At 50.9% G+C, this 24,834-nt stretch carries 16 protein-coding genes; 12 read left to right on the plus strand and 4 right to left on the minus strand.

Annotated elements, in window-relative coordinates; genetic code table 11:
- Nucleotides 1-2 precede the first annotated feature (2 nt).
- Nucleotides 3-824, plus strand: coding sequence for a nickel import ATP-binding protein NikE (gene nikE / locus MHB80_RS02110; protein WP_341280617.1), 822 nt, complete (start codon nucleotides 3-5; stop codon nucleotides 822-824).
- 150 nt (nucleotides 825-974) lie between these two features.
- Here the strand turns inward: nikE and MHB80_RS02115 are convergent, their stop codons facing one another.
- Together MHB80_RS02115 and MHB80_RS02120 are read right to left on the minus strand one after the other, a co-directional pair.
- Nucleotides 975-1,631, minus strand: a complete 657-nt coding sequence (locus MHB80_RS02115; RefSeq protein WP_341280618.1) for a phosphatase PAP2 family protein — start codon at nucleotides 1,629-1,631, stop codon at nucleotides 975-977.
- An 890-nt stretch (nucleotides 1,632-2,521) separates the two neighbouring features.
- Nucleotides 2,522-3,199 (minus strand): cyclase family protein, encoded by a 678-nt coding sequence (locus MHB80_RS02120; RefSeq protein ID WP_341280619.1) that lies wholly within the window; start codon nucleotides 3,197-3,199, stop codon nucleotides 2,522-2,524.
- 370 nt (nucleotides 3,200-3,569) lie between these two features.
- On the opposite strand from MHB80_RS02120, the gene MHB80_RS02125 reads away from it, so the two are divergent.
- The 4 genes from MHB80_RS02125 (at nucleotide 3,570) to MHB80_RS02140 (ending at nucleotide 7,221) form a co-directional block, all read left to right on the plus strand.
- Nucleotides 3,570-3,770: a cold-shock protein gene (locus tag MHB80_RS02125; protein WP_046231731.1), complete on the plus strand. Its 201-nt coding sequence runs from the start codon at nucleotides 3,570-3,572 to the stop codon at nucleotides 3,768-3,770.
- A 228-nt stretch (nucleotides 3,771-3,998) separates the two neighbouring features.
- Nucleotides 3,999-5,165, plus strand: a complete 1,167-nt coding sequence (locus MHB80_RS02130; RefSeq protein ID WP_341280620.1) for a Gfo/Idh/MocA family oxidoreductase — start codon at nucleotides 3,999-4,001, stop codon at nucleotides 5,163-5,165.
- Between the two features lie 187 nt (nucleotides 5,166-5,352).
- Nucleotides 5,353-6,186: a methyl-accepting chemotaxis protein gene (locus MHB80_RS02135; protein ID WP_341280621.1), complete on the plus strand. Its 834-nt coding sequence runs from the start codon at nucleotides 5,353-5,355 to the stop codon at nucleotides 6,184-6,186.
- Between the two features lie 81 nt (nucleotides 6,187-6,267).
- On the plus strand, nucleotides 6,268-7,221 hold the full coding sequence (locus tag MHB80_RS02140) for an aromatic acid exporter family protein (RefSeq protein WP_341280622.1): 954 nt from the start codon (nucleotides 6,268-6,270) through the stop codon (nucleotides 7,219-7,221).
- Between the two features lie 104 nt (nucleotides 7,222-7,325).
- On the opposite strand, the gene MHB80_RS02145 is transcribed toward MHB80_RS02140, so the two are convergent.
- Together MHB80_RS02145 and MHB80_RS02150 are read right to left on the minus strand one after the other, a co-directional pair.
- Nucleotides 7,326-7,937, minus strand: coding sequence for a hypothetical protein (locus MHB80_RS02145; protein ID WP_341280623.1), 612 nt, complete (start codon nucleotides 7,935-7,937; stop codon nucleotides 7,326-7,328).
- Between the two features lie 412 nt (nucleotides 7,938-8,349).
- Nucleotides 8,350-9,276 (minus strand): hypothetical protein, encoded by a 927-nt coding sequence (locus tag MHB80_RS02150; protein ID WP_341280624.1) that lies wholly within the window; start codon nucleotides 9,274-9,276, stop codon nucleotides 8,350-8,352.
- 273 nt (nucleotides 9,277-9,549) lie between these two features.
- Here MHB80_RS02150 and MHB80_RS02155 point away from each other — a divergent pair, with 273 nt between their 5' ends.
- From MHB80_RS02155 to MHB80_RS02185, 7 genes are all read left to right on the plus strand, one after another.
- Nucleotides 9,550-11,322, plus strand: coding sequence for a vWA domain-containing protein (locus tag MHB80_RS02155; protein WP_341280625.1), 1,773 nt, complete (start codon nucleotides 9,550-9,552; stop codon nucleotides 11,320-11,322).
- Nucleotides 11,323-12,319: 997 nt separating this feature from the next.
- Nucleotides 12,320-15,709, plus strand: coding sequence for a tubulin-like doman-containing protein (locus MHB80_RS02160; RefSeq protein ID WP_341280626.1), 3,390 nt, complete (start codon nucleotides 12,320-12,322; stop codon nucleotides 15,707-15,709).
- A gap of 4 nt (nucleotides 15,710-15,713) precedes the next feature.
- Nucleotides 15,714-18,101, plus strand: a complete 2,388-nt coding sequence (locus MHB80_RS02165) for a transcription initiation factor TFIID (protein ID WP_341280627.1) — start codon at nucleotides 15,714-15,716, stop codon at nucleotides 18,099-18,101.
- A gap of 47 nt (nucleotides 18,102-18,148) precedes the next feature.
- Nucleotides 18,149-19,435: a vWA domain-containing protein gene (locus MHB80_RS02170; protein WP_341280628.1), complete on the plus strand. Its 1,287-nt coding sequence runs from the start codon at nucleotides 18,149-18,151 to the stop codon at nucleotides 19,433-19,435.
- Between the two features lie 36 nt (nucleotides 19,436-19,471).
- Entirely contained in the window at nucleotides 19,472-20,113 is a 642-nt protein-coding gene (locus MHB80_RS02175) for a beta-mannanase (RefSeq protein WP_341280629.1), read from the plus strand.
- A 22-nt stretch (nucleotides 20,114-20,135) separates the two neighbouring features.
- Entirely contained in the window at nucleotides 20,136-21,395 is a 1,260-nt protein-coding gene (locus tag MHB80_RS02180; RefSeq protein ID WP_341280630.1) for a hypothetical protein, read from the plus strand.
- Nucleotides 21,395-24,598, plus strand: coding sequence for a glycosyltransferase (locus MHB80_RS02185; protein WP_341280631.1), 3,204 nt, complete (start codon nucleotides 21,395-21,397; stop codon nucleotides 24,596-24,598). The genes MHB80_RS02180 and MHB80_RS02185 overlap by 1 nt, the downstream gene beginning before the upstream one ends.
- Nucleotides 24,599-24,834 lie beyond the last annotated feature (236 nt).

The following is a 24,834-nucleotide window of genomic DNA, read 5'->3' on the forward strand; positions in this document are numbered from 1 at the left end:
GTATGCTGCTGCAGGTAAAGGAAGTCACCCATACCTATGGTGAGACGAGGCTGCTATGGCGTTCTTCCAAGCGTGCCCCTGTGCTCTCGAATGTTTCTCTTGCTCTGGAGGAAGGCGAATGCCTCGGTCTGCTCGGGACAAGCGGTGCGGGAAAAAGCACATTAGGCAAAGTGATTCTCGGCTTGGAACGGCCGCAAGCAGGTCAGGTTTTTTTTCAGGGACATGATCTTTATCAATCGAATAAAGCGACCCGCAGAGCATTGCGCCGGGATTTGCAAGTGGTGTTTCAGGACTGTTACTCATCGGTCAATCCGCGTGCGACGGCGGAGCAGATTATTGGGGAGCCATTGGAAAATTATGAGCGTCTGTCCCTGCAGGAGCAAAAAAGAACGATTGGCGGGCTGCTTGAACGGGTCGGCCTGAAGCCGGATGATATGCGGAAATACCCGAACCAATTTAGCGGAGGCCAATTGCAGCGTATTAATATTGCGAGAGCGATTGCCTTAAAGCCAAAGCTGATTGTGCTGGACGAATCGGTCAGCAGTCTCGATATGGTGAATCAAACGCATATATTGAGCTTATTAAGCGAGCTGAGGGCGGATTTTGGGCTTTCGTATGTGTTTATTACGCATGATATCAAAGCGGCCTACTCCATATCGGATAAGCTTGCAGTAATGGAGCATGGGCAAATCGTTGAGATGTGCGACGATAAAGATCAAGTTTTTGCATCCCCTCACAGGGCCGTGAAAAAACTGCTTGCCGCGATGCTTCCTGAGCATCCTCGCTATCGTTCACGTTCGTTGGGCAGCCGCGCAGAGGCTTAATCGTAGACAAAGAAGATCGCAAGAAAAGAAGACTCCAGCCCCACTAGTATAGTGGTTTTGGAGTCTTCTTTATTTGCATTATTAATGACGGATTCCGCTAAGCACGAATGTGGCAAGTAGATTCACAGTGGCAGCGAGTACGCTGCCTTGTCACATCGCCTTGCTGCCGACGTATTGCTTCTTGCGCACATAGAAGCGGTTAGCTGCCATGCGAACGAGCTGATACGTGACCTCAGCGACGAGAATGCCGCCAACAACATCAAGCAGGGAATGCTGCTTAATGAATACGGTAGAGGCGATGATAAGCCACATGAGGACGCTCCAGGCGATACGGGAAACGTTACCCAGCTTCAGGTCTCGGTTGATCGTAATGAACAGCAAATAGCTGGTGAGGCAATGCACGCTTGGGAAGCAATTAAGCGGAGCATCATTATTATAAATAAACTGTACCAGCGTCAGCGCCAAATTGCTTGGTTCAATGTCCGGGCGCGGCACATACGTAGCAAACAATAGAAAAATCACATTGCAGCCCATAACGGCAATATTGTAGACAGCTAGAACGCGCCAATAGATTTTGCGGTCAACAATGGCAAAGTAGATAAACGCCAAATACATGACAGGCATCCAGCTCATATAAGGAAAGACAAACCAGGAGAGGAAAGGGATTTTTAAGTCAATCCAATAATAGTTGTAATGGACGGTTTCAATGGCACCTGCATTTCTCCCAATCCATAAGTAAATCAATCCTTGTATATAAATGGTTGATACACCTAATACATGCCACCATCGTAAAAAAAACGACTTCATCACAGCCTCCTTAAGCGACGCACTTAAAATTTTTAAAAATATTAGCTTATATAAGTATCACACTTATAATGGGCTCATATTTCACCTCGAAACGTTAGCTTTGCCGCCAGAGGACGGCGACAGTCGTTTACGCTAGTCATTTCTCTGCCTTAACTATAGACAATTTAGCTTCCTATTTCAAATTGTATGCGATTTCCCTGATTTCTCCTGAAACACAATCGCGCTTTCGTGGGCAGGGCGTACAGGCTGTTTCAGCCAGGTTGGTACGTTATCGGGAGAATATGGCAGGATGTTTCTGGATGCCTCCCATGAGCTTGTGAGATAGTGGCTAAGCGCATATTATCGGACCAGAGACGGTCTGACCGGATTTTATACATCCTGCAAAGTCCGCTATACTTAAAGAAACCCGATCGCTGGGGAGAAGGTGAAACGGCTGTCGCCGTCCTTTGGCGGCGCGGTGCGTTTCAGTCCGAGAAATATAAGCGTAATTATAGTGTGAAACTTATAACTCTTATATTTGAACAAAATGGAGGTTACTCACTTGACTTACAAGAAGATGTTGGGACGCCGAAACGAAATTCTGAAACGACACTTGAACTCATTCATTCTTAAAAATAATCGGGAAGGCTTGAGCGGGCAAGAACACAACTTTTACCAAAGCATGCTCAAGGAGTTGTACCAAGGCGAATCACAGCTGAATGCGATGAAAAGCTAAGCTTATTGAAAACAAATGCGTATGCATCAAAGGATATGCAGGCAAATGGAATAGGGTTACTGAAGACTGCTGGGCAATGCCCAGCAGTCTTTTTTGTCGTGTAGGAAATCCATAGCCGAACGCGAGCAGGTTAACAGGCGCTCGGCTATGGTTTGCTTTTTTGCGTGCTAAGTACTCAATAGCGCTTCTCTGCGAAAACTGTAGCTAAGCTGCTGTCGACTCCTTCAATATACAGAGGCACCGCGTAGACGGCGCTCACATTGGACAAATTATGATTTAAGTTCATATCCTCGATCAACAGGATAAATCGTCCATCCACCCGGTCTTTCCCAAGCATGGTTTGGTGGAACGCGATGCCTTCATCCATATGCAGCGGAGATGTAGAAGAAATAAAATCCATGCCTACAGCCCGCAGGGAATCAAACACCATTAAGTAGTTTGCGGCGGATACGGAAAAACCGGGGTTGTTATTGCCGTAACGAACAGGATCAGACTCACGAATTTCGCCGAAGCCCGTGCGAATGAGCAGCAAATCTGAACCGGCGATTTGGTTGGCGAAAGGTTCTAGATCTGCTTTAGTAATCAGCTCATTATCAGTTTTTGGAATATCGAGTACAGTGACATGGTTAAAGACGAAATAATCAATGGGAATTTCGGTTAGTTTTTTGCCTTGGGGATTAAAATGCCAGGGGCCGTCAATGTGAGTCCCGCTATGATTAATGGTTTTTATAATAAATTCATTATACAGATCGCCATTCTGGATGCTGAACTTCTGCACGATCTCAACGGGAGGATTATCTTTATAGACAGGGGTATGCACACTTAGCGGATAGGACAAAAGCAGTCGCTTCATTTCAAGTACTCTCCTTTATATTTATTTTGCAGTGCCTTTTCTACTGCTCTCGCGAGTCTGTAATTGAAGCAAGCCATTCTCGCCGACTAATACAGCATGGAACTATTTTATTGATGAAGCGGCTTATTCATGACCAAAAGAGCCAGGAAAACACGGCTAAACCCGCTGTTTCCGCTCTTTTTTTTAATCGCTTACATTTACGCTGGTGTTTTCTAAACAGATGTGTTATGATAAGGGTAATAAAAAATTAGACCTGAATTCACATATGATAGAAGGTTATGGTTTTTGAGGTTATAGCCTGCTACCATATGTGATTTCTTATTTTTAACGAAATAAAGGGGTCATGTTTTATAAAGAAGGAGGTGCTCTTATGCAAACAGGAACAGTTAAATGGTTTAACGCTGAAAAAGGCTTTGGTTTCATCGAAGTTGAAGGCGGAAACGATGTATTCGTACATTTCAGTGCAATCACTGGCGACGGATTCAAAACTTTGGACGAAGGTCAACAAGTTGAATTCAACGTGGTTCAAGGTAACCGTGGACCGCAAGCCGAGAACGTTGTAAAGCTGTAGGCTTTAAAACGGACTAATTGCCCGCAAGGGATCAAAGACAGCTGTTCGGGATTTTTCCCGGCAGCTGTTTTTTTGTGTTTTAGAAATAATCAGCGCAAACGCCCCATTGTATGAGCGTTGACGAAAGGCTGGGCGAGCGCTACACTGAAAGGGAATCATGTTTAGGATGACGAAAGCGCTTACCAGAATAAGAGCTTCTTCCATTAGACTAACGGGTTGGTGAAGAAAGTGGAAAAAATAAAAGTAGGCGTAATTGGGGCAGGTTTTATCGGTCCAGCACATATAGAGGCCTGCCGAAGGCTAGGCTTTGTAGAAGTGGTAGCGGTTTCCGGTTCGGATCAAAGCTCCACTGACAAAAAGGCGAAGGAACTGGGTGTGCCGCTCGCTTATGGCGATTACCGGGACATGCTGAAAAATCCCGATATTCAGGCGATTCATAACTGTACGCCGAACCATCTGCATTATCAAATTACGAAGGAAGCCATTGAAGCGGGCAAGCATGTGCTTTCAGAAAAGCCGCTGGCGATTTCTAGTAGGGAATCGGCGGAGCTGCTGCGGCTTGCGAAGGAAAAAGGCATCGTCCACGGCATTAATTTCAATTATCGCCAGTTTCCGATTATTCAGCAGCTTGCCTCTATGGTAAGGGATGGCGATTTAGGCAAAGTCAATTTGGTTCACGGCAGCTATTTGCAGGACTGGCTGCTGTACGAAACGGATTATAACTGGCGGATGTCGTCGGATATCGGCGGCAGATCCAGAGCGATAGCGGATATAGGCTCGCATTGGTGCGATTTGATTAAATATGTAACGGGCAAAAAGATTGACGCGGTATTCGCTGATTTCTCCACCGTGCATCCCGTACGGAAGAAGCCGAAGCAGGCTTCCGAAACGTATCAGAAGCGAGGAGATAACGTAGAATATGAAGATGTAGCAATTGATACGGAAGACTATGCAACCGTCTTGCTGCGTTTCACCGACGGAACGAAGGGCGCCTTCTCGGTTTCGCAAGTGAGCGCGGGGCGCAAAAACCGGCTCAGCTTCGAGCTGAATGGCACGGAGAAATCAACCTTCTGGAACCAGGAGGAAGCGGAAAAGCTGTGGATTGGCTACCGGGACAAGGCGAATGAGGTATTGATGGCTGATCCGGCGCTTTTTGCGGCAGACGCCCGTTCCTCCATTCATCATCCGGGTGGGCATAATGAAGGCTGGCCGGATGCCATCAAGAACATGATGCAGCATTTCTATGCGTATATTCGCGACGGCAAGCAGCTGAGCGGCGAGGAGCCGCCTTTCGCAACGTTTTTGGACGGGCATGTTTCGATGAGCACGACGGATGCTATATTGAAAAGCCAAGCGACGGAGAAGTGGGTTAAGGTTGAGGTTATGGAAGTATAGCGGAAATAGAGACATGGCTGCTTTATATGAAGCGCTATGTCTTTTTTTGTGGGACCTACCCTTTTTTCGAATCCGAAGCCTTTCTTAAAATAGTACCCTAGAATTATTATGAATTAACACTCCATAAAATTAACCTTGCTGTCGATATTATAGTATAACGCTTTTAATAAAGGGGAAATGGGAAATTATGACTACCGTTCAAGCTCTGGTTGAAGCCATGCCTTTCATTCGACAAATGATTCGTGAGGATGTTTCACTATCCATCATTGATGAGAAATCCTTTGTTTATTATGATACAGAGGACCCGTTCAAGCTCGGATATAAATCCGGCGACCCTTTGCTGGAGGTTAATCAGAACTATAAGGATTTGAAGAATGGCAACGAGAAGACGGTAGCCCATATTCCGAAGGAAATAGCGGGTGTGCCGCTGGATTGCTTATTTTTGCCTATAAAAAATGAACAGGGTGAAATGCAAGCCTGTCTGTGCGTCACCTACAAAATGGATAATCAAGAGCTGCTGAAACAGCTCATGGATAAGACGGAGCATTTTAATGGGAAATTGCTCGATGGTGTCCAGCATCTGGCTGCCCATTCGGAGCAGCTGAACTCGACATCCGAGGAAATTTTAATTAATACGAAGGAAGCGGTCGAAAAGTCACGCGATGTCAATAAAGTCGCAGGCTTTATCCGCGAAATCTCAGAGCAAACCAATCTGCTTGGGCTCAATGCGGCCATTGAAGCAGCACGTGTAGGTGAAGCGGGAGCAGGCTTTGGCGTGGTGGCGTCGGAAATTCGCAAGCTGTCCGTGGATACGAAAGGTGCGACCACGCAAATTGAGAAGTCGCTCAAGCTGGTGCAGGAGTCAATCAAGCTGATGGAAACGGAAATTGCCGAAATAACGTCATCCTCTCAAGAGCAAGCGAAGCTGGTCAGCAATCTCATGGAGGTTATTGAGCAGATGAACGAAACGGGGCTGGAAATGCACGGCTTCATTAAAAAAGTCATCTCGTATCAGCAATAAATCGATAGCAAAGGGCGATTTTACTCCATTTGCGGATGTATGCTATGATTCGAGCATACCCTACAACTGGAATGAAATCAGGTGAAAGTTATTAAAATCGGTTTTCGGACGATTAAAACGGCAGTTGGCGTCAGCCTGTCGATCTTAATCGCCCATTATTTGCAGCTGGAAAACTTTACGGCAGCGGGTATTTTGACGCTGCTGTGCATTCAGCGGTCCCGCCGCCAGTCGAATCAAGCGGCCGTTAGCCGCTTTCTTGCTTGTATGACGGGCATGCTTTTCTCGATGCTCATGTTTCAATTGCTCGGCTACCATGCGTATGCCTTTTTGGTCGTTCTGCTGCTGTTCATTCCGTTTTGCGTGAAGCTGCGCATACATGAAGGCATAGCCAGCAGCGCGGTTATTATGATGCATGTGTTTGTCCATGGCAAGGTCGAGGTTTCTTTTCTGCTCAATGAGCTGTTCGTCGTCGTGATTGGCCTTGGCGTTGCGCTGCTCGTAAACAGCTACATGCCGAGTATTGATAAGGAAATGACTCGCTACAAGCAGGAGACGGAGCGTTATATTGCCGTCATTCTCAGGGAATATGCCTGTTATTTGAAGAAGGGGTATACGCTGTGGGACGGCAATGAGCTGCTGCAGCTGGAAACGGTGCTGCGGAAGGCGAGCCAGATCGCCCAACTGGATGCGGAAAATTACCGATCGCTCAAGAAAGGACCGAGCTATCGTCAATATTTTGAGCAGAAGCGCAAGCAATATGATTTGCTGGAGCGTCTGCTGCCGCTTGTTTCGCAAATTACTTCGCAGCTGGAGCAAGGCGAACGGATTGGCGAATGTATGGAGCAGCTCAGCGCCTACGTTGGCGAGGCAGAGTCTTCGCGAGAAGACCGTTACGATTATTTTTATGAAATGCTGCGCGGCGTGCGCGAATATCATAAGCTGCTGCCTTTGCCGCAGACGAGGGATGAATTTGAAAACCGTGCCAGCCTGTTTGCGGTGGCCAATGAGCTGGAGCGTTTCGTTAATACACTTTAGCCCTCTGAACCGGCAAGCAAAACAATAAAAGCCAAGCTATTCTCTTCCTGCACAATGGGAGAAGGTGGCTTGGCTTTTTTATGGTTGGTCGGCAAGTGCCGCTTTCAGAAGAAGGAGAAGGGCAGGCGGAAGAGGTTTTTTTTCTTATGCGGCTTGCGCTCCATACCTACTGCTTCAGGCTGCATGGTTACGAGTGACGACAGCTGCTTATTACGCTCCTGCATGCTCGATAGGGAAGCCGCCAATTGATTAAGCGTTTGACGAATTTCCTCCAGCTCCTCGCGGTGATGTAGCAGCTGCACGCCAATAACCTCGTCAGCTTTGCGCGACAGCGTTCCTTCTATGCGCTCCAGACGTTCTGCCAGCTCTTCCTGCGGATTTTTGTAATCCCAAGCGGAATCGATTTTGCTCTTCGTATCTTCCGGTCTGAAAGCAGGGAAGGGAGCGGCAGCACCAGCGGCACTGGCAGCAACCTGCTGCAGCCCGGTGACATCGACCGTTTGAATGAGCTCAGGCAAGGTCATCTCATGAAGCAGCTCACCCGCCTCAAGCTTTGTCTTTACGCTTTGCAGCTTCTCTAAAGCAGGCTCATCAAAAATATAATGACCGAACATATCCTTGCTAAAGGAGGCAGGGAATAGGGCAACCCAGCGTCTGATCGTCGTTTCGCTCACAGCTAGCTGTCTGGCAGCATCTTTCGTTTTTAACAGATTCATTAGCGAGCACCTCGTTTCATTCGTCTTTGCTGTTAAGTATTCGTGGTGAATGAGGTACTCCCTGCTAGGGTGACAAAGGTAGTGTCGAATCGCTAAAACTAGTGTGAAACTGCCGAAAAATGCCCCTGCCGCGCGAGCTGGCGCGCTTCCTCCCGTAATGGGGAAATCCCTATGTGAATAGGGCGTCCAAACGTATGAGGGTAGCTGTTTTTCGACAGCAAAAGCTGGGTTTGCGCTATTCTTTTTACCTAAAAATAGGTAGTATAGAGAAAAGGAAGTTTTTCCAGCTTTAAAATATAGGAAAGTATATGGTTTCGCCATCCTTTCTCTCTATTTCTCGGACTGAAACGCACCGCGCCGCCTGAGGACGTCGACAGCCGTTTCACCTTGGGGCAGCGGTCATGTTGCTGTTCTATTGAAACTGAGTGTCCCATTTGTACTTTTCATTATAGATTTCAAAAACTTCTGTGCCAAGCGCTCCCCAGTTATGCTGCGGGTTATTTCGAATGACATTGTAGAGCCGCAGGAAGCGGTCCTTCGGCAGCTTGCGCGCATAGCGCATAACCAGATGCGGGTATAAAATGACGTAGCGCTTCAAGCGGACGGCTGCTCCAGCAATGCCGACGAGAATAGGCTCCCCGTCCTTCATGCGCAAAATTTGCGCTTCATGAATAAGGGCGTAGCGGAACGCTTTCTCCTTCAGCAAACCCCGTTTCAGCTTGGTGAGCTCGCCTATATACTCGACAAGATCCGGATTGAAATGGTCGAGCAGCAGCGGCTCCAGCATCAGGTCCATATCTTTGCGCAATACGAATGATTGCAGCAGCAAAATTTGCTCTACCTTAATTTGGTCCGTACGGACGAGCGTGCCGATCTCGCGCAGCATCTCATATGCTTGCTGCTTCTCGTCGTTATGAAATACCTCAATCGCGGCTTCGCGATCTAGCCGCAGCCCGTCCACCAGCTTAAACGATTCTCTCTGCAGCAGCTTCCCTAATTGGTAGCTTATCCGTTCGGCATGGGTATTACGACGCAGCATCCATAGAAGGATGAGAGACGTTACGCCGCCAGCAGCGCAAAGACTTGTCTGCAAAGTCGACTCTGAAAAGAATATTCCAGCGGCAACAAGGGCAAGGATGAGAATAGTTTCCTTAACGATGCTTCTTCGTTGCAGCGATAGCGCCTTTTTCTCCAGTTTAATGAGGGAAGATTTTCCGCAGGAGGGGCATATTCTATCACCGAGTATGGTGAAGCGGCCGCAACTGCGGCAAATTTTAAGCTTTTCATAAGCTTGTCGTGTTTTAATGTAGGGATTCAACTGCACAGCTATCTTTTTCATCACGAGTTCCCCCGATCGCTGTTCTTAAAGATAGCTAAGGCGAGCTGATCAAGCTGCTCTGGCGTAGGTGCTTTTTTACGCTGGTTGTAGTAGTGGACACCCCGGAGCAAGACGAAAAGAAACAATATTCCCAGACATACGTATGTAACCATAAGCGCGAGTCCTCTCTTATGCTTGAAGTGATTTAAGCCATTCTATCAGGTATACTGACAGTATATCATTATTGAGACAACAAGGACCAATATGCTTAATTTGTGGAGAAGGAGCCAAAAGATGATTCAAATATATCGTTACCTCACCCTGTTATTTCTTATAACGCTGCTTCCATTAGCTGGATTTGCTCCTGCTCCTGCACATGCAGCCGCACAGAGCTCGCAAATCGACGCCGTTCTGGTACTGGATGTCAGCCAGTCAATGAGCACGAGTGATCCGGGCGGCATCGGCAATGAGGCGATGAAGATGTTTATCGACATGCTGTCCGAGAAGGGCGACCAGGTGGGCGTCGTATCTTATACCGATCAAATTCAGCGGGAGAAGGCGCTGCTCGAAATTAGCTCGGCTGCTGATAAGACGAACCTCAAGCAGTTCATTGACCAGCTCAAAAGAGGGGCCTATACCGACATCGCTGTCGGCGTGAAAGAGGCGGTGCAAATTTTGAATGACGGTGCCGACCCCGATCATGAGCCGCTGATCATCGTGCTGGCGGACGGAAACAATGATTTTAATTCGAAGTCGGGCCGCACGCAGGCCGATTCGGATGCTGATATGGCTGAGGCGCTCAAGGAAGCGACCAGCAAGGGCTATCCCGTCTATACAATTGGACTGAATGCGAATGGCAAGCTGAATAAAGCGGCACTGGAAAGCGTGTCCCAACAAACGGGCGGTAAATCGTTTTCCACAAATACAGCGGCTGATCTGCCGCAAATTCTAAGTGAAATTTTCGCCAGCCACTCGCAGCTGAATGTAGTGCCTGTCGATTCTTTTACAGCAGATGGCAATTATCAGGATGTCAAAATCACGGTGCCAAACAGCAACGTGCTTGAAGCGAATATATCCATTACATCCTCCAAGCAGGTGGAGGCAAGGCTCATTGATCCTTCCGGCAACAAAATCGCTATTCCGAGTGATCAGGTGCTGCTCTCGACATCCAAGACCTACTCCCTGATGAAGCTAATCAAGCCGGAGGAGGGCGATTGGACGCTTCAAGTGAAGGGCGCGGATCGCGACAAAATCGACATCAATCTTATTTTTAACTATGATCTGGCGCTGGAGATGGATAAACTGAAAAGCTCGTCATACAGCAAAGGCGATAGCATTCCGATTAATGCTTTTCTGGTAAGCGGCGGGAATAAGCTAAGCGATCAGGAGCAATACCGCAACATGAAGGCGGTTCTGTACGTCAATGATTTGGACACGGGCACCACAGAGGAAGTTCAGTTGAACAACGCGGGCGATCATTTTGAAGGCACCTATAAGGTGGCAGACAAACATGATTATGAGCTGAAGGTTCGTGCGGAGGAGGCAAGCTTCTACCGTGAAACAGCCGTCGTGAAAATTAGTGCTAAAGGCGGCGCCTCGGCGAGCACAGGCACGGGGACTGCGGCGGAAAGCGAAAAGCCATTCCCGCTCATTCCCGTCATTATCGGAGCGCTTGTGCTGATTGCGCTGCTGGTCGCTGCATATTTCATTATGCGTTACTTGAAACAAGCGCGGCGCGGCTTTGTCGGCCAAATGGTCATTGAGATTCGCGATGAAAATACGGGCGACAAAACGTTTCCTCAATATAAGAAGCTTAACGCCTTCCGAGGCAAATTCTCGCTGCATCAGCTGCTGCAGCTGGCACCGGAGCTGAAAGAGACGGAGAAGCTCATTTTCGTGCCGGGCAACAGCGACCGCCTTGTCCTTCGTAATGGTTCGCCGTGTACGGTGGAGAAATCCGGGCGTGCGGTTGATGCCAGCGGCGGCCTTGAGGTCAAGAGCGGGGAGCGATTGACGATTCCTTTGCAGCAGATCGATAAGACGATTTTTATCGAATATATTGTTTAGATGGTTTTGGGGTTCGTAAAACGGACGGGGATGGTGAAGAGTGGAGCTGCGCGGCGTGAAAGGTTTGGCTTACGATCGCCATTGCCCTTGGAATTGTTGAATAAACCGCTCAACGGCACAATTCCAAGGGCAGGGGATTATGCTTACGAAGCTGCTTTCCTACGGAAAGCTTTAAGCGAACGCTCCGCTTCTCCAGCTCAAACCTTTCACTTCGCTGCGCTCCCCTTTCACCGCAAGGGTTTTAAAGAACATTAAAACCATGGGGGTTCTAGCGGGGAAGAACACCCCGTGAACCTAAAAGATGAAAGATGAAAGATGCAAGATGAATGATGAAAGATGAAAGATGAAGTGCAAAGTGTAAGTAATCTGGAGTCGGCTTGCTGAGATTATAGCCTAGATCGAGTCGCTCAGGACACGTACTCCTTTTTTGAAGGACTGAGATTCCGCTATTTTGGTTTTTAATGCAATTTCAGGGGGCAAGCGGACTGGAAAGCCGTTATCCTACCCATTATTCCGTCAAAACAGCCATTTGCAGCGCATTAGCGGCTCCTGAGTCCGCTGCTTATGCCAAACCCATAATTCATTTGAAATAGCGTCTGCTGTGTCCGCCAAGTCTTTCTTTGTGCAAGTAGCAGGCCTCTGTCATAAGGAGCATGGAGAAAAAATATTAGAGGATTTGCGAGGGGGAAAGGGCCTTGCGGTCGTCTATTGTAGATAGCTTTTGCGGCAATATAGGGTTAGAGGTATGGTGAGAAAAGCGGAATGGAATGAAAAGATTGGACTGTAGAAGCGTAGCGTTCGTTTAAAGCTTTCCGTAGGAAAGCAGCTTCGTAAGCATATGCTTTTTACTCTTGAAATTCCCCGTATACGGGTTCATTAATAGAAATTCAAGGGTAATGGCGATCAGTTGCCAATCTATTCATGCAATGCAGCTTCTTTCTCACCATCCTTCTAACAAGTATACAGCAATGATTCATACCATTTGGAGGTAGAACAAATGAAGCCGATTGTTAGAGAACATATCCAGCAGCTAGATGTTTCATTAGGCGGAGGTATCGTCAGTGAGAAAATCCGCGTCGATACGATTGATAATCCTATTCTCATTATTGGCCTCGGCGGCACCGGCATCGATGCGCTGCTGCGCCTAAAATATCAAATCAACCGCCGCTTTAAGCTGCCGGAAGATCCTTTGTCCAAACGCAAGCTGGAAAAACCGAATAACGTCGAGTTTCTAGCTTTTGAGACCAATGAACAGGACCGCAACAAAAAATATAAAGGCATCGGCCTCGACCCGATCAATGAGTTTGTACTGCTCTCTAATGCCGAAGTCGGCGGATTGCTGCAAAACCGCAGCATTTTGGAGCCTTATATTACCGACTGGCTGTCGCCAGAGCTGAGCATTACCGATGGCATGAACGGCGCGGCAGGCGTACGCCAAGCTGGGCGTCTGCTGCTCTTTACGAAGATCAATCAGGTTGTGCAAAGCATCGATAAAAAAATCAAGACGCTTTCCGTCGGCACGAGCAAAAAGCTGATGGTATTCCTGCTTACCGGTCTATCCGGCGGTACGGGCAGCGGCTGCTTCCTTGATATTTCGTATATTGTGCGCGGTATTATTGAGCGCGATCATGGCTCGGCGGGTGTTGACCGCGTCAACACGCTGGGGTACCTTTTTACGCCGGACATTAATCTCGCGAACAAAAGCTTAAGCGAGCATACTAGAGAGTATATTAAGAAAAATGGCTACGCTGCACTCAAAGAGCTTGACTACTGGATGAATGTTGACGCCCGCGGCGAGCGCTTCAAGCAGCAATACGGCAGCATTCTTAGCGTCAATTCGCCGCTTCCGCCGTTTAACCTTTGCCATCTGATTTCGGCGACGAATACCGAGGGCAAGCTGCTGGAGAATGCTTATGACTACTGCATGAACGTGACAGCGGAAAATATTACGAACTTTATGGCGAGCGAGGATAAGCAATCCGGCGAGGAATTCGCCATTCATGACTATATCAGCAACATCCGCACGAATATTGCACAAATGAACAAGCAGTATCCGGCTAACTACGATTACAACATTATTGGTGCGTCCTCGGCAGTACTGCCGATTGAGGAAATGACGACCTTTTTGGCGTATCGCCTGTTTAGCAAAATGGATAAAATGTTCCACAAAGCGCCGACACAGGACGATGTGGAGAAATTTGCCCGCAAGCTCGGCATTGATCTCGATACGATGATTAAGACGTTTGAGTCACGTGTGCCGGAGCCGCTTCCGGGCTTTGAGAACAGCGAGCGCCTGAACTACAGCAATGTGGTGAAAATGCAGGTGGTCAACATGGATACGGAGCTGGAGCAGACGTTCCTGACGCGTGCCCGCGAGGAATATGTGAAGGCGAAGAAGCAGCTGCCAGGGGAAATCGTCGGCCAGTTCACCGATCAAATCCGTCGTACCTTCCTGCATCCGGAGCAGGGACCGTTTTACGTATCCCGCCTGCTGCACACCGAGAAAGGCTTCTGCCTGCTGAAAATGCTGCTTTCCTACATTGAGGTGCTGCGCGAAACGCTGCTGCGCCTGCCGCGCGACATTGAGTCGGCAAGCATTCAAGCGGAAGAGCGGATGGGCGATGCGAAGAGCGCCTTCGTATCCAAGGACAAGAAGAAAAACAGCTATATCGAAGCTAAAATCAATGAATATTGGCTGCGCGCCGATGTAGAGCGTACCGAGCAAATGATTGAGTTCTACGAGGATCTGTATCAGCTGCTGAACAACGAGAATAATCGCTTCTACAGCGTATTTACCGAAGTGCTGAACGTGCTGAACGGCATTTTTGCGAAAAATGGCGATATTCTGATCAATGGCGACGAGCAAGCCGATCACAAGGGCAACAAAACCTACTATTGGAATTTGGTCGGCGTGCCAGACATTTCCGATGTGATCGCTCGCATCATGGAGAAGAAGGATGTCGATGAGCTCATTCGCGACTTCTCGCAGGGGCTGCTTGACCATTCCGACCAGTGGGTGAAGGAGAAGGACATTGACATCGTCAATTCCATTTCCGACTTCCTGACCGATAAATTCGGCGATTTGATTACGAGATCGATGGAAGATTTCCTCGTGATGAAATATGGCAATGACGAGTCGATTGAGAAGTTCGTCGAACGCTTTATTGCTACTAAGCTCGATGAAGAGGCCGTTGCCGTATTCAATCTAAGCAACAGCTCAGGCAATTTGCATTTCCCATCATGGGGCTTCGTATCGGTGCCGCAGCATGCGCCGAGCATACTCAAGGGCATTCGCAACTACCAGAGCAATGCGGTAGGGAAATCGCATTTCACCATTAAAGAGAGTGAAGTGAAAAACCGGATATTCTGGCTGAATACGAAAAATGGTGTACCGCTGTTCGTCTACACGCCGCTTAAGGTATATGAGGAAAGCTATGAACGGACGATTCTCGATAAGGAAGGCGTCGGCCGCCATCTCGTGATGACGGAGAAGGTCAACTGGACGAATCTTCCTTCGCCAATTCCTGAGAAATCATGGGGCGATACTTATAGCAATGCGAGGGTGAAAGGCTATAATGCCCGCGTTCGCGCCGAATTCCAGCGTGCGCTTGGCTACCGGATTATTAGCGAGAAGGGTGTAGACAACAGCATGAGCAGTCGTTATGCGGTGCAGTTCACCCAGCCATTCCAGCTGCAAGCGCTGCTGAGCTCCTACAATATGGAGGCAGCTGCTGCTAAGCCGAATCTCGGAGAAGTGAAGCGTGCAGTCATTGAGCTTCGCCGACTGCTCGCTGAAGGCTTGGCACCAGATGGAGTGAAGGATATTTTCGGCAGCCTGAATGAAGATTTGGCGCAGGAAAACCTTATTCGTTCTCCAGAGCTGCTGGCGCGTGTGCGCGAGGAGCTGGCGAAATACGACTCGATTAGTGACAAGGTCGCTGAACTTGAGAAGCTGCTAAGCCTGCATCAGGATGAGGAGAAGTGGCTGGATCAATTTATTGAGGCGCTTTATACGGATACGATTGTGAAGAAGGGCGCGCTTTACGTCTATGACCGCGACCCAGAGGAAGAGGCGTGGACGCCATTCGCCAATCTGATGAAGAGCAGCAGCTTCGTGGAGCATGAAGTGTTCGAAAGCTTCCGGGCGCTGGACGAGAAAAACCGTGCCGCTTTGCTTCGCAAGGCATCGCGCCGGGTGACGGATTTGACGGCAACGGAGGATACGAAGCTGCTCGTTCATAAGCTGGATGAGCTGTTTAATGCATTCCTCGATGCCCGCGACCGCCTGGAGTACGAGCGGATCGAGCTGGCGAACGGAGAAGATTTGTACCAGTTCTACAAGCAAATGACGAGCAAACTAAACGACATACGCAGAAAGTTGAAGTAGGCCTATGAGAGAGCTTCTGGAGCGGTATGCAGCTGATTATGCGGCTGCCGAGCAAATGCTCAGCGGTCATGGGGACGACCAGAGCATCATTCATTATCCGACCGTATTTTTGTATATTGGCGACGAGGCGGGCCAAGCGATTGAGCCCATGATTCAGATGAATGCGGCGAAATGGGAAAATAGCGCTGGCGTGATTTATTTTCACGCCGCGTCCGCCAGCGGGAAAGGTCGGCAGGCGGCGAGCGCCGCCCATGCCGCCAAGGTGACAGAGGTCGTGCTGGACGGCTTGTCGCCGCTCAGCAGCGACCATAAGGCGGGGCGCAAGGAGCTATGGGAAGCATTCCGCGGCAATGCCGGCTATTTGGCTGACCTGAACCGCGCGCTCCGCGGTGTCAGCGATACGATTGCCGATTATGGCAGGCTGTATGCCTCCTTTGATCGGCTGCATTTGGCGGTTATCACGCGTGCGGATGACCCAATGAACGCGCTGGTGCCGGATATTTCCTTGCTGGCACAGGCGATTTTTCAGCAATCGTTCAAATCCGTGCAGATGGATCTTTATACGCTAATCAGCGAGCGTGAGCAAATGGATACCTTCGCTCACGCCAGCGCTATTGGCGTGAGCTTTCTGCGCGAGCTGGAAGGGATGCAGCGGCCAGATTATACGTTCTCGGCGCTGCTTGAGGTGACTGGCGACGGGCTGGCGATTCCGGTCGTTCATCCGCCGTCTCCGCTGTTCGATCTCGTCTACGTGCTGTCGGACCGCAATGAGAAGGGCATGACAGCCGTCAACGGCATTCGAGACAATTACGATATTATTTGCCACATTCAGCTGCTCAAAAACCGCAAGCGCAAGGACGCGCAGGCGGACGCTGCCTATGGCGGCTACAATAACTCGACGTTCAAGAACAGCCTGCGTACGGAATCAGGCAGGCAGGGCTTCGTCTCTGCGGGGCTGTCGAAGGTGAAGCGCCCGAATTATTCGATTGCGCTGACCGTGCTGTATCATCTTCATATGCAGCTATCTGAGCTGCTGGCGAAGGAGCCTGAGCTCAGCATGCGGGAGAAGCTTGCCTGCTTCGGCCTCGATCCGGCCTCGGTCGATGCGATGCTGACACAGCTGCTGCCGAGCGACGAGCAGCTTGCCGACATGACGGGACTGCTGACCTCCGGCGTTCGTTATGAGCAGCTTAAGCCGTTATCGCTGCGTGACGCCGAGGAGGCGCTGTTTGGGGACGGGGCCTCTGTCTTTTTCCATAATCATTTCGCCCGCACGGCGCAGCAGCGGCTGTCCGAATTTGGCGCGGCGGCGGAAATGCGCCGTGCTGTTGCCAAGTTCGAGCGGGAGCGTACGGACATTAGCTTTTACCAGCTATGTGCTTGGACGGAGCCAAGCGGCGACGATGGCAGTGTGCTTGCAGGCGTCCGCAGCCGCATTAAAGAGCTGGCGATTGCGGTGGAGCAGGCGCGCGAGGAGCTGGAGCGCACGCAGTCGGGACGCGCGGAGGATGTCCGCATTCAGCGGCTGCCTTTTATGGATAAGCAAAACTTGCGTTCGTTTATCCGTGCTTTTTTTGGGCTGGTATATGGCCAGAAATGGGAGCTGCTCCGACTGGAGCTGGAGCTGTCTCTGTATCGCCGATTGGCGGATGAGCTTGAGCAGCTTCATGAGCTGTATCGGCTGCGCGTCAAGCAGATGGCGGATATGGCAGACGTCATGAAGCTGACGGCGCTGCAAAGCATCAAGACCGCTGATGATTACATCGGGCAAAATATTTTTGAATATTATGCTCGGGTAACGGGTGATATCGTGCTGGATGTACAGGATAAACGGGGTGCGGGTATCTGGTTTGATGAGCGTTATCTCGGTTCGGCGGCGGAGCTGCTGGAGCAGGGCAACGAGGCTTACGTGAATAAGCTCGCCCAGCTAGGCTTGAAGCATGTGCTGGCGGCGGAGCCATTCGCCCAGACGTTTGAGGAGGAGCTGCTTCGCAGGGCGAATGTGACGATTGACTACACCAACCGCCAAGCGCTGGCGAAAGAGGATTTGTTCAAGCGCCTCTACCGGACGTTGGAGGAAAATGCGTCAATCAACGTTCGGCTGCTGGACTACACGCATGAGCATCGCTACGAGGAAAAATATATGTTCGGCGATGCGGACAGCGAATTTGTGCAGTATGCGCTTGGAGTCGACGAAACGTCGCGGATCTACAAGCTCGGCTGCATTCACGAGAAGCGCAGCAGCGGCGTGGAGAAGCTGAATCTGATGGGCGGCTTCCACCTTGAAGACCTGCTGTATTATCGCAATGGCAAGGTGTATTACGAGACTTATAGAGAGAACGGCTATGCGTTCCACGGTGTGGATCCGGCAGGCTTGCCGGAGCTGCGTTAGAGGCACAGTGAAAAAGCCGAATGCGCGTAAGAGAGGATGCTATACACATGCAGCGAAAAATAAACCTGCTACTATTGTTGTTTAGCTTAATAGGGGGATTCATCGGCTACGCCATCGGAGAACTGATGCTGGCGCAGTGGACGGGCGATATGCCGCGTTCGGTTCTTATGGGCTTGTATTTTGGCGTACTCGCATTTTTTATCGGGCTCGGCTGCTTTGTTGCAGAGCTGGTCAATCCGCATTTGAACGGCTCATCCTGGCGCCAGCGCTACACGGGGCTTTCGTGGAAGCTATTCGTGCCGGCGACGCTTGTGCTGCTATTCGTAGCGGGCTGGGGACTGCAATTTTTTTACGGCCTCAATATTGGCGGCTTAAAGCAGGTGAAGGACATAGTCCTCGTCATCGACAACTCCGGCAGCATGGCGGAGACGGACCCGGACAATCAGCGTTATGTGGCGGCGAAGCAGCTCATTGATCAGATGGACAATGACAAACGCGTCGCGATTGTGGGCTTCAGCGATTTGGCGGAGCAGGTGCTGCCGTTTACGAGCGTAGACTCGGCTGCCAACAAGGCAGCGATCAACGCGGCGATTGATTCGTTTGTCCCGACGGATGGCGGAACGAATTTCAGCGTCGCGCTGGAGGAATCATTAAAGACGATTGAGGCGAAGGCGGAGAGCAAGCGTGGAACGATGGTGATTTTGCTATCGGATGGCTTCAGTGAATCCGATGTGGCTCCGCAGCTGGCGCTCTACAAGGAGCAGCAGATTGCGATTAATTCCGTCGGCCTCAGCCTCGTGGATGCGAGAGGGGCGGACCTGCTGCGCAACATCGCCGAGTCGACAGGCGGCGCTTATTACGATGTGCAGAAGGCGACCGAGGTATCTACAGCCTTCCAGACGATCTACGATACGATCGATGATCGCATGCTCGTCACCGAGCGCACGGGACCGATGGCCGATGCAACGTTTTACAAAATCGTTCGCGTCATCTCGATGCTGCTGATCGGCGGTGTGCTGGGCGTGGCGATCGGACTGTTCTTCGACAATCGCTATTTGGCGCGCAGCTTTGGCATTGGCGGCGCAGTTGGCGGCTTGCTGGCGGGTCTTGTGCTGGAAGCATGGCTGTCAGGCCATGTTCTCAGTGATCCGTTCACTCGCTTTATGGCGATTGCGCTGCTTGCGATTATGATCTCTTTATTCACCTTGATCGTGCCGATCAGGGAGAATAGCCGTCCGGTGAACGACAGGCGCCGCGGGGCTCCAGTCCCGCGGGAGCGCGGAACACCTGGCGGCGACGGAAGATCGAAGGATAGCCGCAACCATGGATTTTAGAAGTCATTTAGAAGTCAGCTAGGGGGCGATTGACAGATGCGATTTGTGGAAGCAGAGGGCGATTCGCCGCGAATCAAAGGCTTGACTCATACGCTGAGTGGCGACCGCTGCACGCTGCAATGGCTATGGCCGAGCGGCGTCGAGGCGGTTTATATCGGCAAGGCGGAGGCTGAGCAGGCGGCATTCAGAGGAGCGCCGGACCCTGCATCATTAAAGCTCTATACAAGGGCTGAATACAAGTCAAACAACGGCTATCATGTACGGCTGGAGGGCATCGGGCGCTACCGCTTTACCGTCTACATTTATGAAGAGGGAGCGGAGGATGGCAAGGTCATCTGGCTGCAGAGCGATGGCCTGAGCGAGCTGGATGTGAGCGCCGGCAGAGCGAAGATCCGCTATTCCGTCAAGCAGAAGACCGGATTTCTTCAGCGCTATAAGACGGTTTCTATTCAGGTGACGGCGGAGGTGCCGATTGCCAAGGATGTATTGTGTTATGTGAAAAAGGCAGGGGGCTATCCAGCGAGCAAGGATGATGGCATGATGTATCCATTTGCCGCTGCTTTCGCCTCCGGGCGGAATGTGCTGCCGCCAATCGAGGTCGGCAAGCAGGACTTCGTCCGTGTATTTTTCACCGATGGCCCGCGTTTCGCACAGCTGTACGAACTGGTGCCGGAATGACAGCAGGAAGGGGAGATAAGGCATGGGCTTTTTTGATTTTTTGAAAAGAAAACCGCAAGCAGAGCCGCTTCAAGGCTCTTATGATATTGTATGCCCATTTTGCTTCAGCAAGTTTTCGCCGGAAGATGTCGTATTTCGTGCCACGCACAGCCGCGAGGACGATGAGGATTATGCGCTGGGCGAGGATGAGCAGCTGAATCGGTACAGAGAGCGTTTCGGTCTCGATTCGGTACATGATATTGAGGCGGTTATTCATCCCGAGGATGTGCCGGAGGAGAAGCATCTGTATGCCGGCGAGGTGCTGATTGGCTTGAACGACCGATACGGCGAGCTGACGCGCAGAAGGCTGTGTCCGAAATGCCATAACGAGCTGCCGGTGACATCGGGCAAGGTGCCGAGCAATATTATTTCGATTATTGGCGCTTCCCAGGTCGGCAAATCGGTGTATATGACAGCGCTCATACATACGCTGCAAAATACGACCGCCGATCATTTCAATGCGGCGTGCATGCCGCTTACGGCGGAGATCAGCCGCAAGTTCCGCACGAACTATGAGGAGCCGCTGTTTGGGCGCGGCGATCTGCTGGCTTCCACGCAGAAGGAAAAAATGCAGGAGCCGTTTATTTTTCAATTCGTCTTCCGTGACGAGTCCAAGCCGCCGCTGACGCTTGTATTTTTCGATGTGGCGGGCGAGGGCATGGTCGAGGAGGATTATTTGGGGCTGCATGGGCAGCACATTAAAAACTCCTCTGGCATTTTGTTCATGGTCGATCCGCTGCAAATCCGCTCTATCCGTGAGAAGCTGCGCATTAACCACGGCGACAAGCCGGGCGAGTGGACTCCGCAATATGATGAGCCTAGGGATGTCGTACTGACGATGTTCAAGGATTTTATCGCCTACCAGGACAACAGCAAGACGGATATTCCAACCGCTGTCGTCTTGACGAAGAGCGATATGCTGCATGCGCTTAAGGACGATGAAGGCGAATATATTAAGTCGAACAGCAACATTTTTCACAATATGGTGCATCGCAATTATTTCAATTTAACCGAATTTGAGAATATAGATGGCGAAATGCGGCGCTTTATTGAGAAGGTCGACCGCCCGTTTAAAGGGACGATGGACGTTTACTTTAAGGATACGGCCTATTATGCGGTATCGGCGCTCGGCAGCAATCCAGTCAATCAGAAGATGGAGACGGTCGTCAGCCCGATCCGTGTTGATGAGCCCTTTATATGGCTGCTGTATAAGCTGGGTTATATAGAGGGGAGAAGAGAATAGTGAAGCATTCTACCTCTATGATTGGCCAGCAGCTGTATACGCGGGAGCGGCGCGGCATTTTTCGCTCGACGGAAGGTTATGACACGGTGGCCAAGTCCGAAGGGCTGGATCAGCAGTTTGTGAAAAAGCAGCTGCATCCGCTTTGCGTCTATGATGCTCCAGCTGAGCTGGCCGCAAGCGGCGAGAAGGATGGTGCCGCTTATCCGGAAACAGCGTATGTGCTGAGGCTGGAGGGCGGCGAGGCGGTTGTTGGCCGCAGCGTCTATCAAGCCGTTGACTTTACTGGGCTTCGAAGCGCCTTCTTCACGCACAACTATGTCATTCCTGCCGCGATTGCAGATGCTGACCCGGAAAGCTATAAAGCTTTCCTCGGCGCTGCCTTCGTAGACAGCTACGATATTGAGGAAGGCATGGAGCTGCCCGATTTAGCGGCGCTGCCGCAAGCGGCGGGCGGCGCATGGACGGCCCGCGAGGCTGGAGCCGCAAGCTCTGCGGCTGGCGGTGCAGGGCTTGCGGGCTTAGGCGGTGGACAGCGGGCGGCGCTCGCTGCGCTGAACATAAGCGAGCAGCGCTTTAAGCAGCTGCTGCTTGCCGTAATGGCATCGGTTGGCGGACGCAAGAAGGTATATGTGGCGCTGGATGTGCCTATCGGGCGGCTGCCGGAACAAGCAAAAGCGCTGCTGGCGGTGCTTTATGCGAGCTTGCCTTATGCATTCCGCAAGCAGCTTGGCTTCATGACGTTTGCCAAGGAGCCGCAAAGCCGCAAAGGGATTCATCTCACCTTCGTCGAGAAGGGCAGCCTGCGGGCGGGCGACCGCAATGTGGATAAGGACTACACCTTTGATTTTGTTAACGATCGATTCCTGAATGTGGATTTGGATAAGGGAGAGCATCCTTATTTGGATTTTGCTTGGAGTGTCTTGGACGAGCCGGACCGCGCCGAGCGTTTTTATCAGTTTGCTGAGGAAATGCTCAGCGGCATGGGGCAGGAGCGGCTAATGTCGCCCCACTCTTACCATGAGCTAAGCGTCCTGTTCCAAGTCGAGGAAGGCAGCGATGAGCTGTATGAAACGCATAAAAGCGCCGTGCTGCGCGGAATGCTGGAGTATTTGCAGCCGGCAGGAGCGCTTGCGCAGCGCATACGGATGAATGATTTGTTTTTGTCCCGCTTCGATTATGAGTTTGATGCTGTTCGTGACGGGCGTGTGCCCGAGCCGTTCATTGCGGAGAGCTTTAAGGATTATTACCACATCGACAGCAAATATAATGGTGGCAAAATCGTCGATTTCTTCATCCGTTCCTTGCTTGCTGCACAGCAGCAGGGGCAAGCGGAAGCGATGGCTGCCTACTATGGAACCTTGGAATCCGATCCGCTGCTGCTGAAGGACTTTGTCAGCAAAATGCTCGCGAACGGCCCCTTGCTGGAACGGCTGCTGCTCCCGTTTTTGGACGGCAAGCTGCGGGATGCAAGATCGGCGAAGGATATTATTATTTTTATGGGCAAATGGGGCAAGGAATTTCCAGCCATTCTCGATAATGATGTCGTGCACAAGCTCGTCAGGCAGCAGCTTAAGGATAAGCTGATGGATGAGGAGCAGCCTGTGCAGGTGTTCCAGCAAGTGCATGAGCAGTTGGACAAGCTGAGCGCTACCGCTTTCGACAGCGACGAGGGCCGCGTGAAGACGAACCATTTGACGGCAGGAATTGGCGTCCGGCTGTTTGAGCTGGAGCTCGTCGCTTACCGGACGCTGCTGACGGAGCTTGATTTGGACCGGCTGTCGCAGCGCGAGCTGCTCAAAGGCAGCTTTCTGGAGAAGGCGGATCGGCTGGAGCAGTGGAATGCTCAATTGACTGATCCTCGGCAAAGGTCGACGGCGCTTATTATTAAAGCGGCCTACGACTGGTTCTTCAAACCGCTGCCGAAGGCAAGCCTGTTCGCAAAGCTGTCTCCGGTCGAAATCGACCGCGTCCAGCAGCTTGGACGGCGCTGGATGCTGACGGTCGATTCGGAAATGAAAGCCGAGCGGTTCGAGCAACTTGTGCTTGCCTTCTATCGCAGCTCAGACATGGAGACGATTGATTATGCAGGGCTGCTGGATACGCTGCGCAAGAGCGCAGGGGAAAAAGAGCTCATTTATCAATTTTTTGCATGGTCGGAGCGCCATGAGGATTTTATGCGGCCGCGAGGCTTCGTGCCTGCGTATGCAACCGCCATTACGAATTATTTCAGGCAGCATGACCGCGATGCCTTCAAGAGCCGTGCGAATCGGAATGAATATTTCTCCAAAGCAGGCCCAAGGCTGCAGGCTGTCTACAAGCAGGTAAGAGGGGAGCTGTCTTCGCCTCTGGCGAAGATGTTTCGGCAAAATCGCAAACCGTTCCTCTTCTCCATAATTATAGCTTTCGCCATACTAATGGTAGGCATAGGTGGCTTGCTTGCGCTTGGTGGCGGAGACGAGCCTGAGGAAGGGGTCAATCTTCCTGGCGCTACGGGTAGCCCTGGCCTGACTACTCCTGGAGCAGCGATTCCCGATACACTCGTATATGCGGCGAAGCAGGAAGGTGTTGACGGCAAACAAACGACAACACTCGTATTCCGGTTCACGGATGCTGCCATATGCAGCGCCTTCTCCCCAGAGACGGTGGCTGTTGTCGCAGCAGATAGAGAAACAAAGGAATATAGCGGCCTAACGTTTATTCCTAGCTGTTCGGCAGCCCCTGCGGAAACCCCTGCTGGGTCAGGAACGGATGAAAGCGGAGCTTCTGCCAGCCCGGGCGATAGTGCATCGCCTACTCCTACAGCAACTAGCGATGCAGCGGCAGGCCATACAGGCAATGTAGAAAATGCAGCCGCTGGTACCGCAGATGACGGATCAGCAAGTCCCGGCATTGCCTCCCCATCGCCGGATGCAGGAGCGGACGACGATGCAGCCTCCAGCGGCGGAAGCAGTGCAAACCCAGGTGGAACAGGCACCAGCGAGCCAGGTTCTGCTGGCAGCATAGCACAGCCGAATCCGAGCGATTATCCGAACCGCGTCGTTGTCGATTTAGGCGAGGATGTGGAGCTGCTTCCAGCGAGCAAATTAAAGGTAGGAAGCGTTGAATATACGCTGTCCGAGCCTTTTGAGGGTGCAGGCCTGACCGATACAGATGCTGCCATTAGCACTAGCGAACCGACACCATCAACCAACACAACGAATTAAGCATGCAGGAAGCAGCCCTCTGTCGGTTTTATTGGCAGGGGGCTGCTTTCTATGCAACTGAAAGCCATGTTTTTTCCTAAAGTTCACGCTAGATCATGCCAAGCGGAGCATTCTGAATTATAATAAAGGACAGAATAATTTTACATAAAAGCAAAAGATTTAAAACGATAAATTAGGGCGTGTCTGAGAACGCTGAGGACAGCAAATATTGCCGAATTTTCGTTCCATGCAAGGCG

This window comes from Paenibacillus sp. FSL H8-0537 (genome assembly GCF_038051995.1).
Taxonomy (GTDB): Bacteria; Bacillota; Bacilli; order Paenibacillales; family Paenibacillaceae; genus Pristimantibacillus.

What these genes read in the sequence shown, in the direction of transcription:
- nikE (WP_341280617.1), top strand. Translation starts at nt 3, where the DNA reads ATGCTGCTGCAGGTAAAGGAAGTCACCCATACCTATGGTGAGACGAGG.
- MHB80_RS02115 (WP_341280618.1), bottom strand. Translation starts at nt 1,631, where the DNA reads ATGAAGTCGTTTTTTTTACGATGGTGGCATGTATTAGGTGTATCAACC.
- MHB80_RS02120 (WP_341280619.1), bottom strand. Translation starts at nt 3,199, where the DNA reads ATGAAGCGACTGCTTTTGTCCTATCCGCTAAGTGTGCATACCCCTGTC.
- MHB80_RS02125 (WP_046231731.1), top strand. Translation starts at nt 3,570, where the DNA reads ATGCAAACAGGAACAGTTAAATGGTTTAACGCTGAAAAAGGCTTTGGT.
- MHB80_RS02135 (WP_341280621.1), top strand. Translation starts at nt 5,353, where the DNA reads ATGACTACCGTTCAAGCTCTGGTTGAAGCCATGCCTTTCATTCGACAA.
- MHB80_RS02145 (WP_341280623.1), bottom strand. Translation starts at nt 7,937, where the DNA reads ATGAATCTGTTAAAAACGAAAGATGCTGCCAGACAGCTAGCTGTGAGC.
- MHB80_RS02150 (WP_341280624.1), bottom strand. Translation starts at nt 9,276, where the DNA reads ATGAAAAAGATAGCTGTGCAGTTGAATCCCTACATTAAAACACGACAA.
- MHB80_RS02155 (WP_341280625.1), top strand. Translation starts at nt 9,550, where the DNA reads ATGATTCAAATATATCGTTACCTCACCCTGTTATTTCTTATAACGCTG.
- MHB80_RS02160 (WP_341280626.1), top strand. Translation starts at nt 12,320, where the DNA reads ATGAAGCCGATTGTTAGAGAACATATCCAGCAGCTAGATGTTTCATTA.
- MHB80_RS02165 (WP_341280627.1), top strand. Translation starts at nt 15,714, where the DNA reads ATGAGAGAGCTTCTGGAGCGGTATGCAGCTGATTATGCGGCTGCCGAG.
- MHB80_RS02170 (WP_341280628.1), top strand. Translation starts at nt 18,149, where the DNA reads ATGCAGCGAAAAATAAACCTGCTACTATTGTTGTTTAGCTTAATAGGG.
- MHB80_RS02175 (WP_341280629.1), top strand. Translation starts at nt 19,472, where the DNA reads ATGCGATTTGTGGAAGCAGAGGGCGATTCGCCGCGAATCAAAGGCTTG.
- MHB80_RS02180 (WP_341280630.1), top strand. Translation starts at nt 20,136, where the DNA reads ATGGGCTTTTTTGATTTTTTGAAAAGAAAACCGCAAGCAGAGCCGCTT.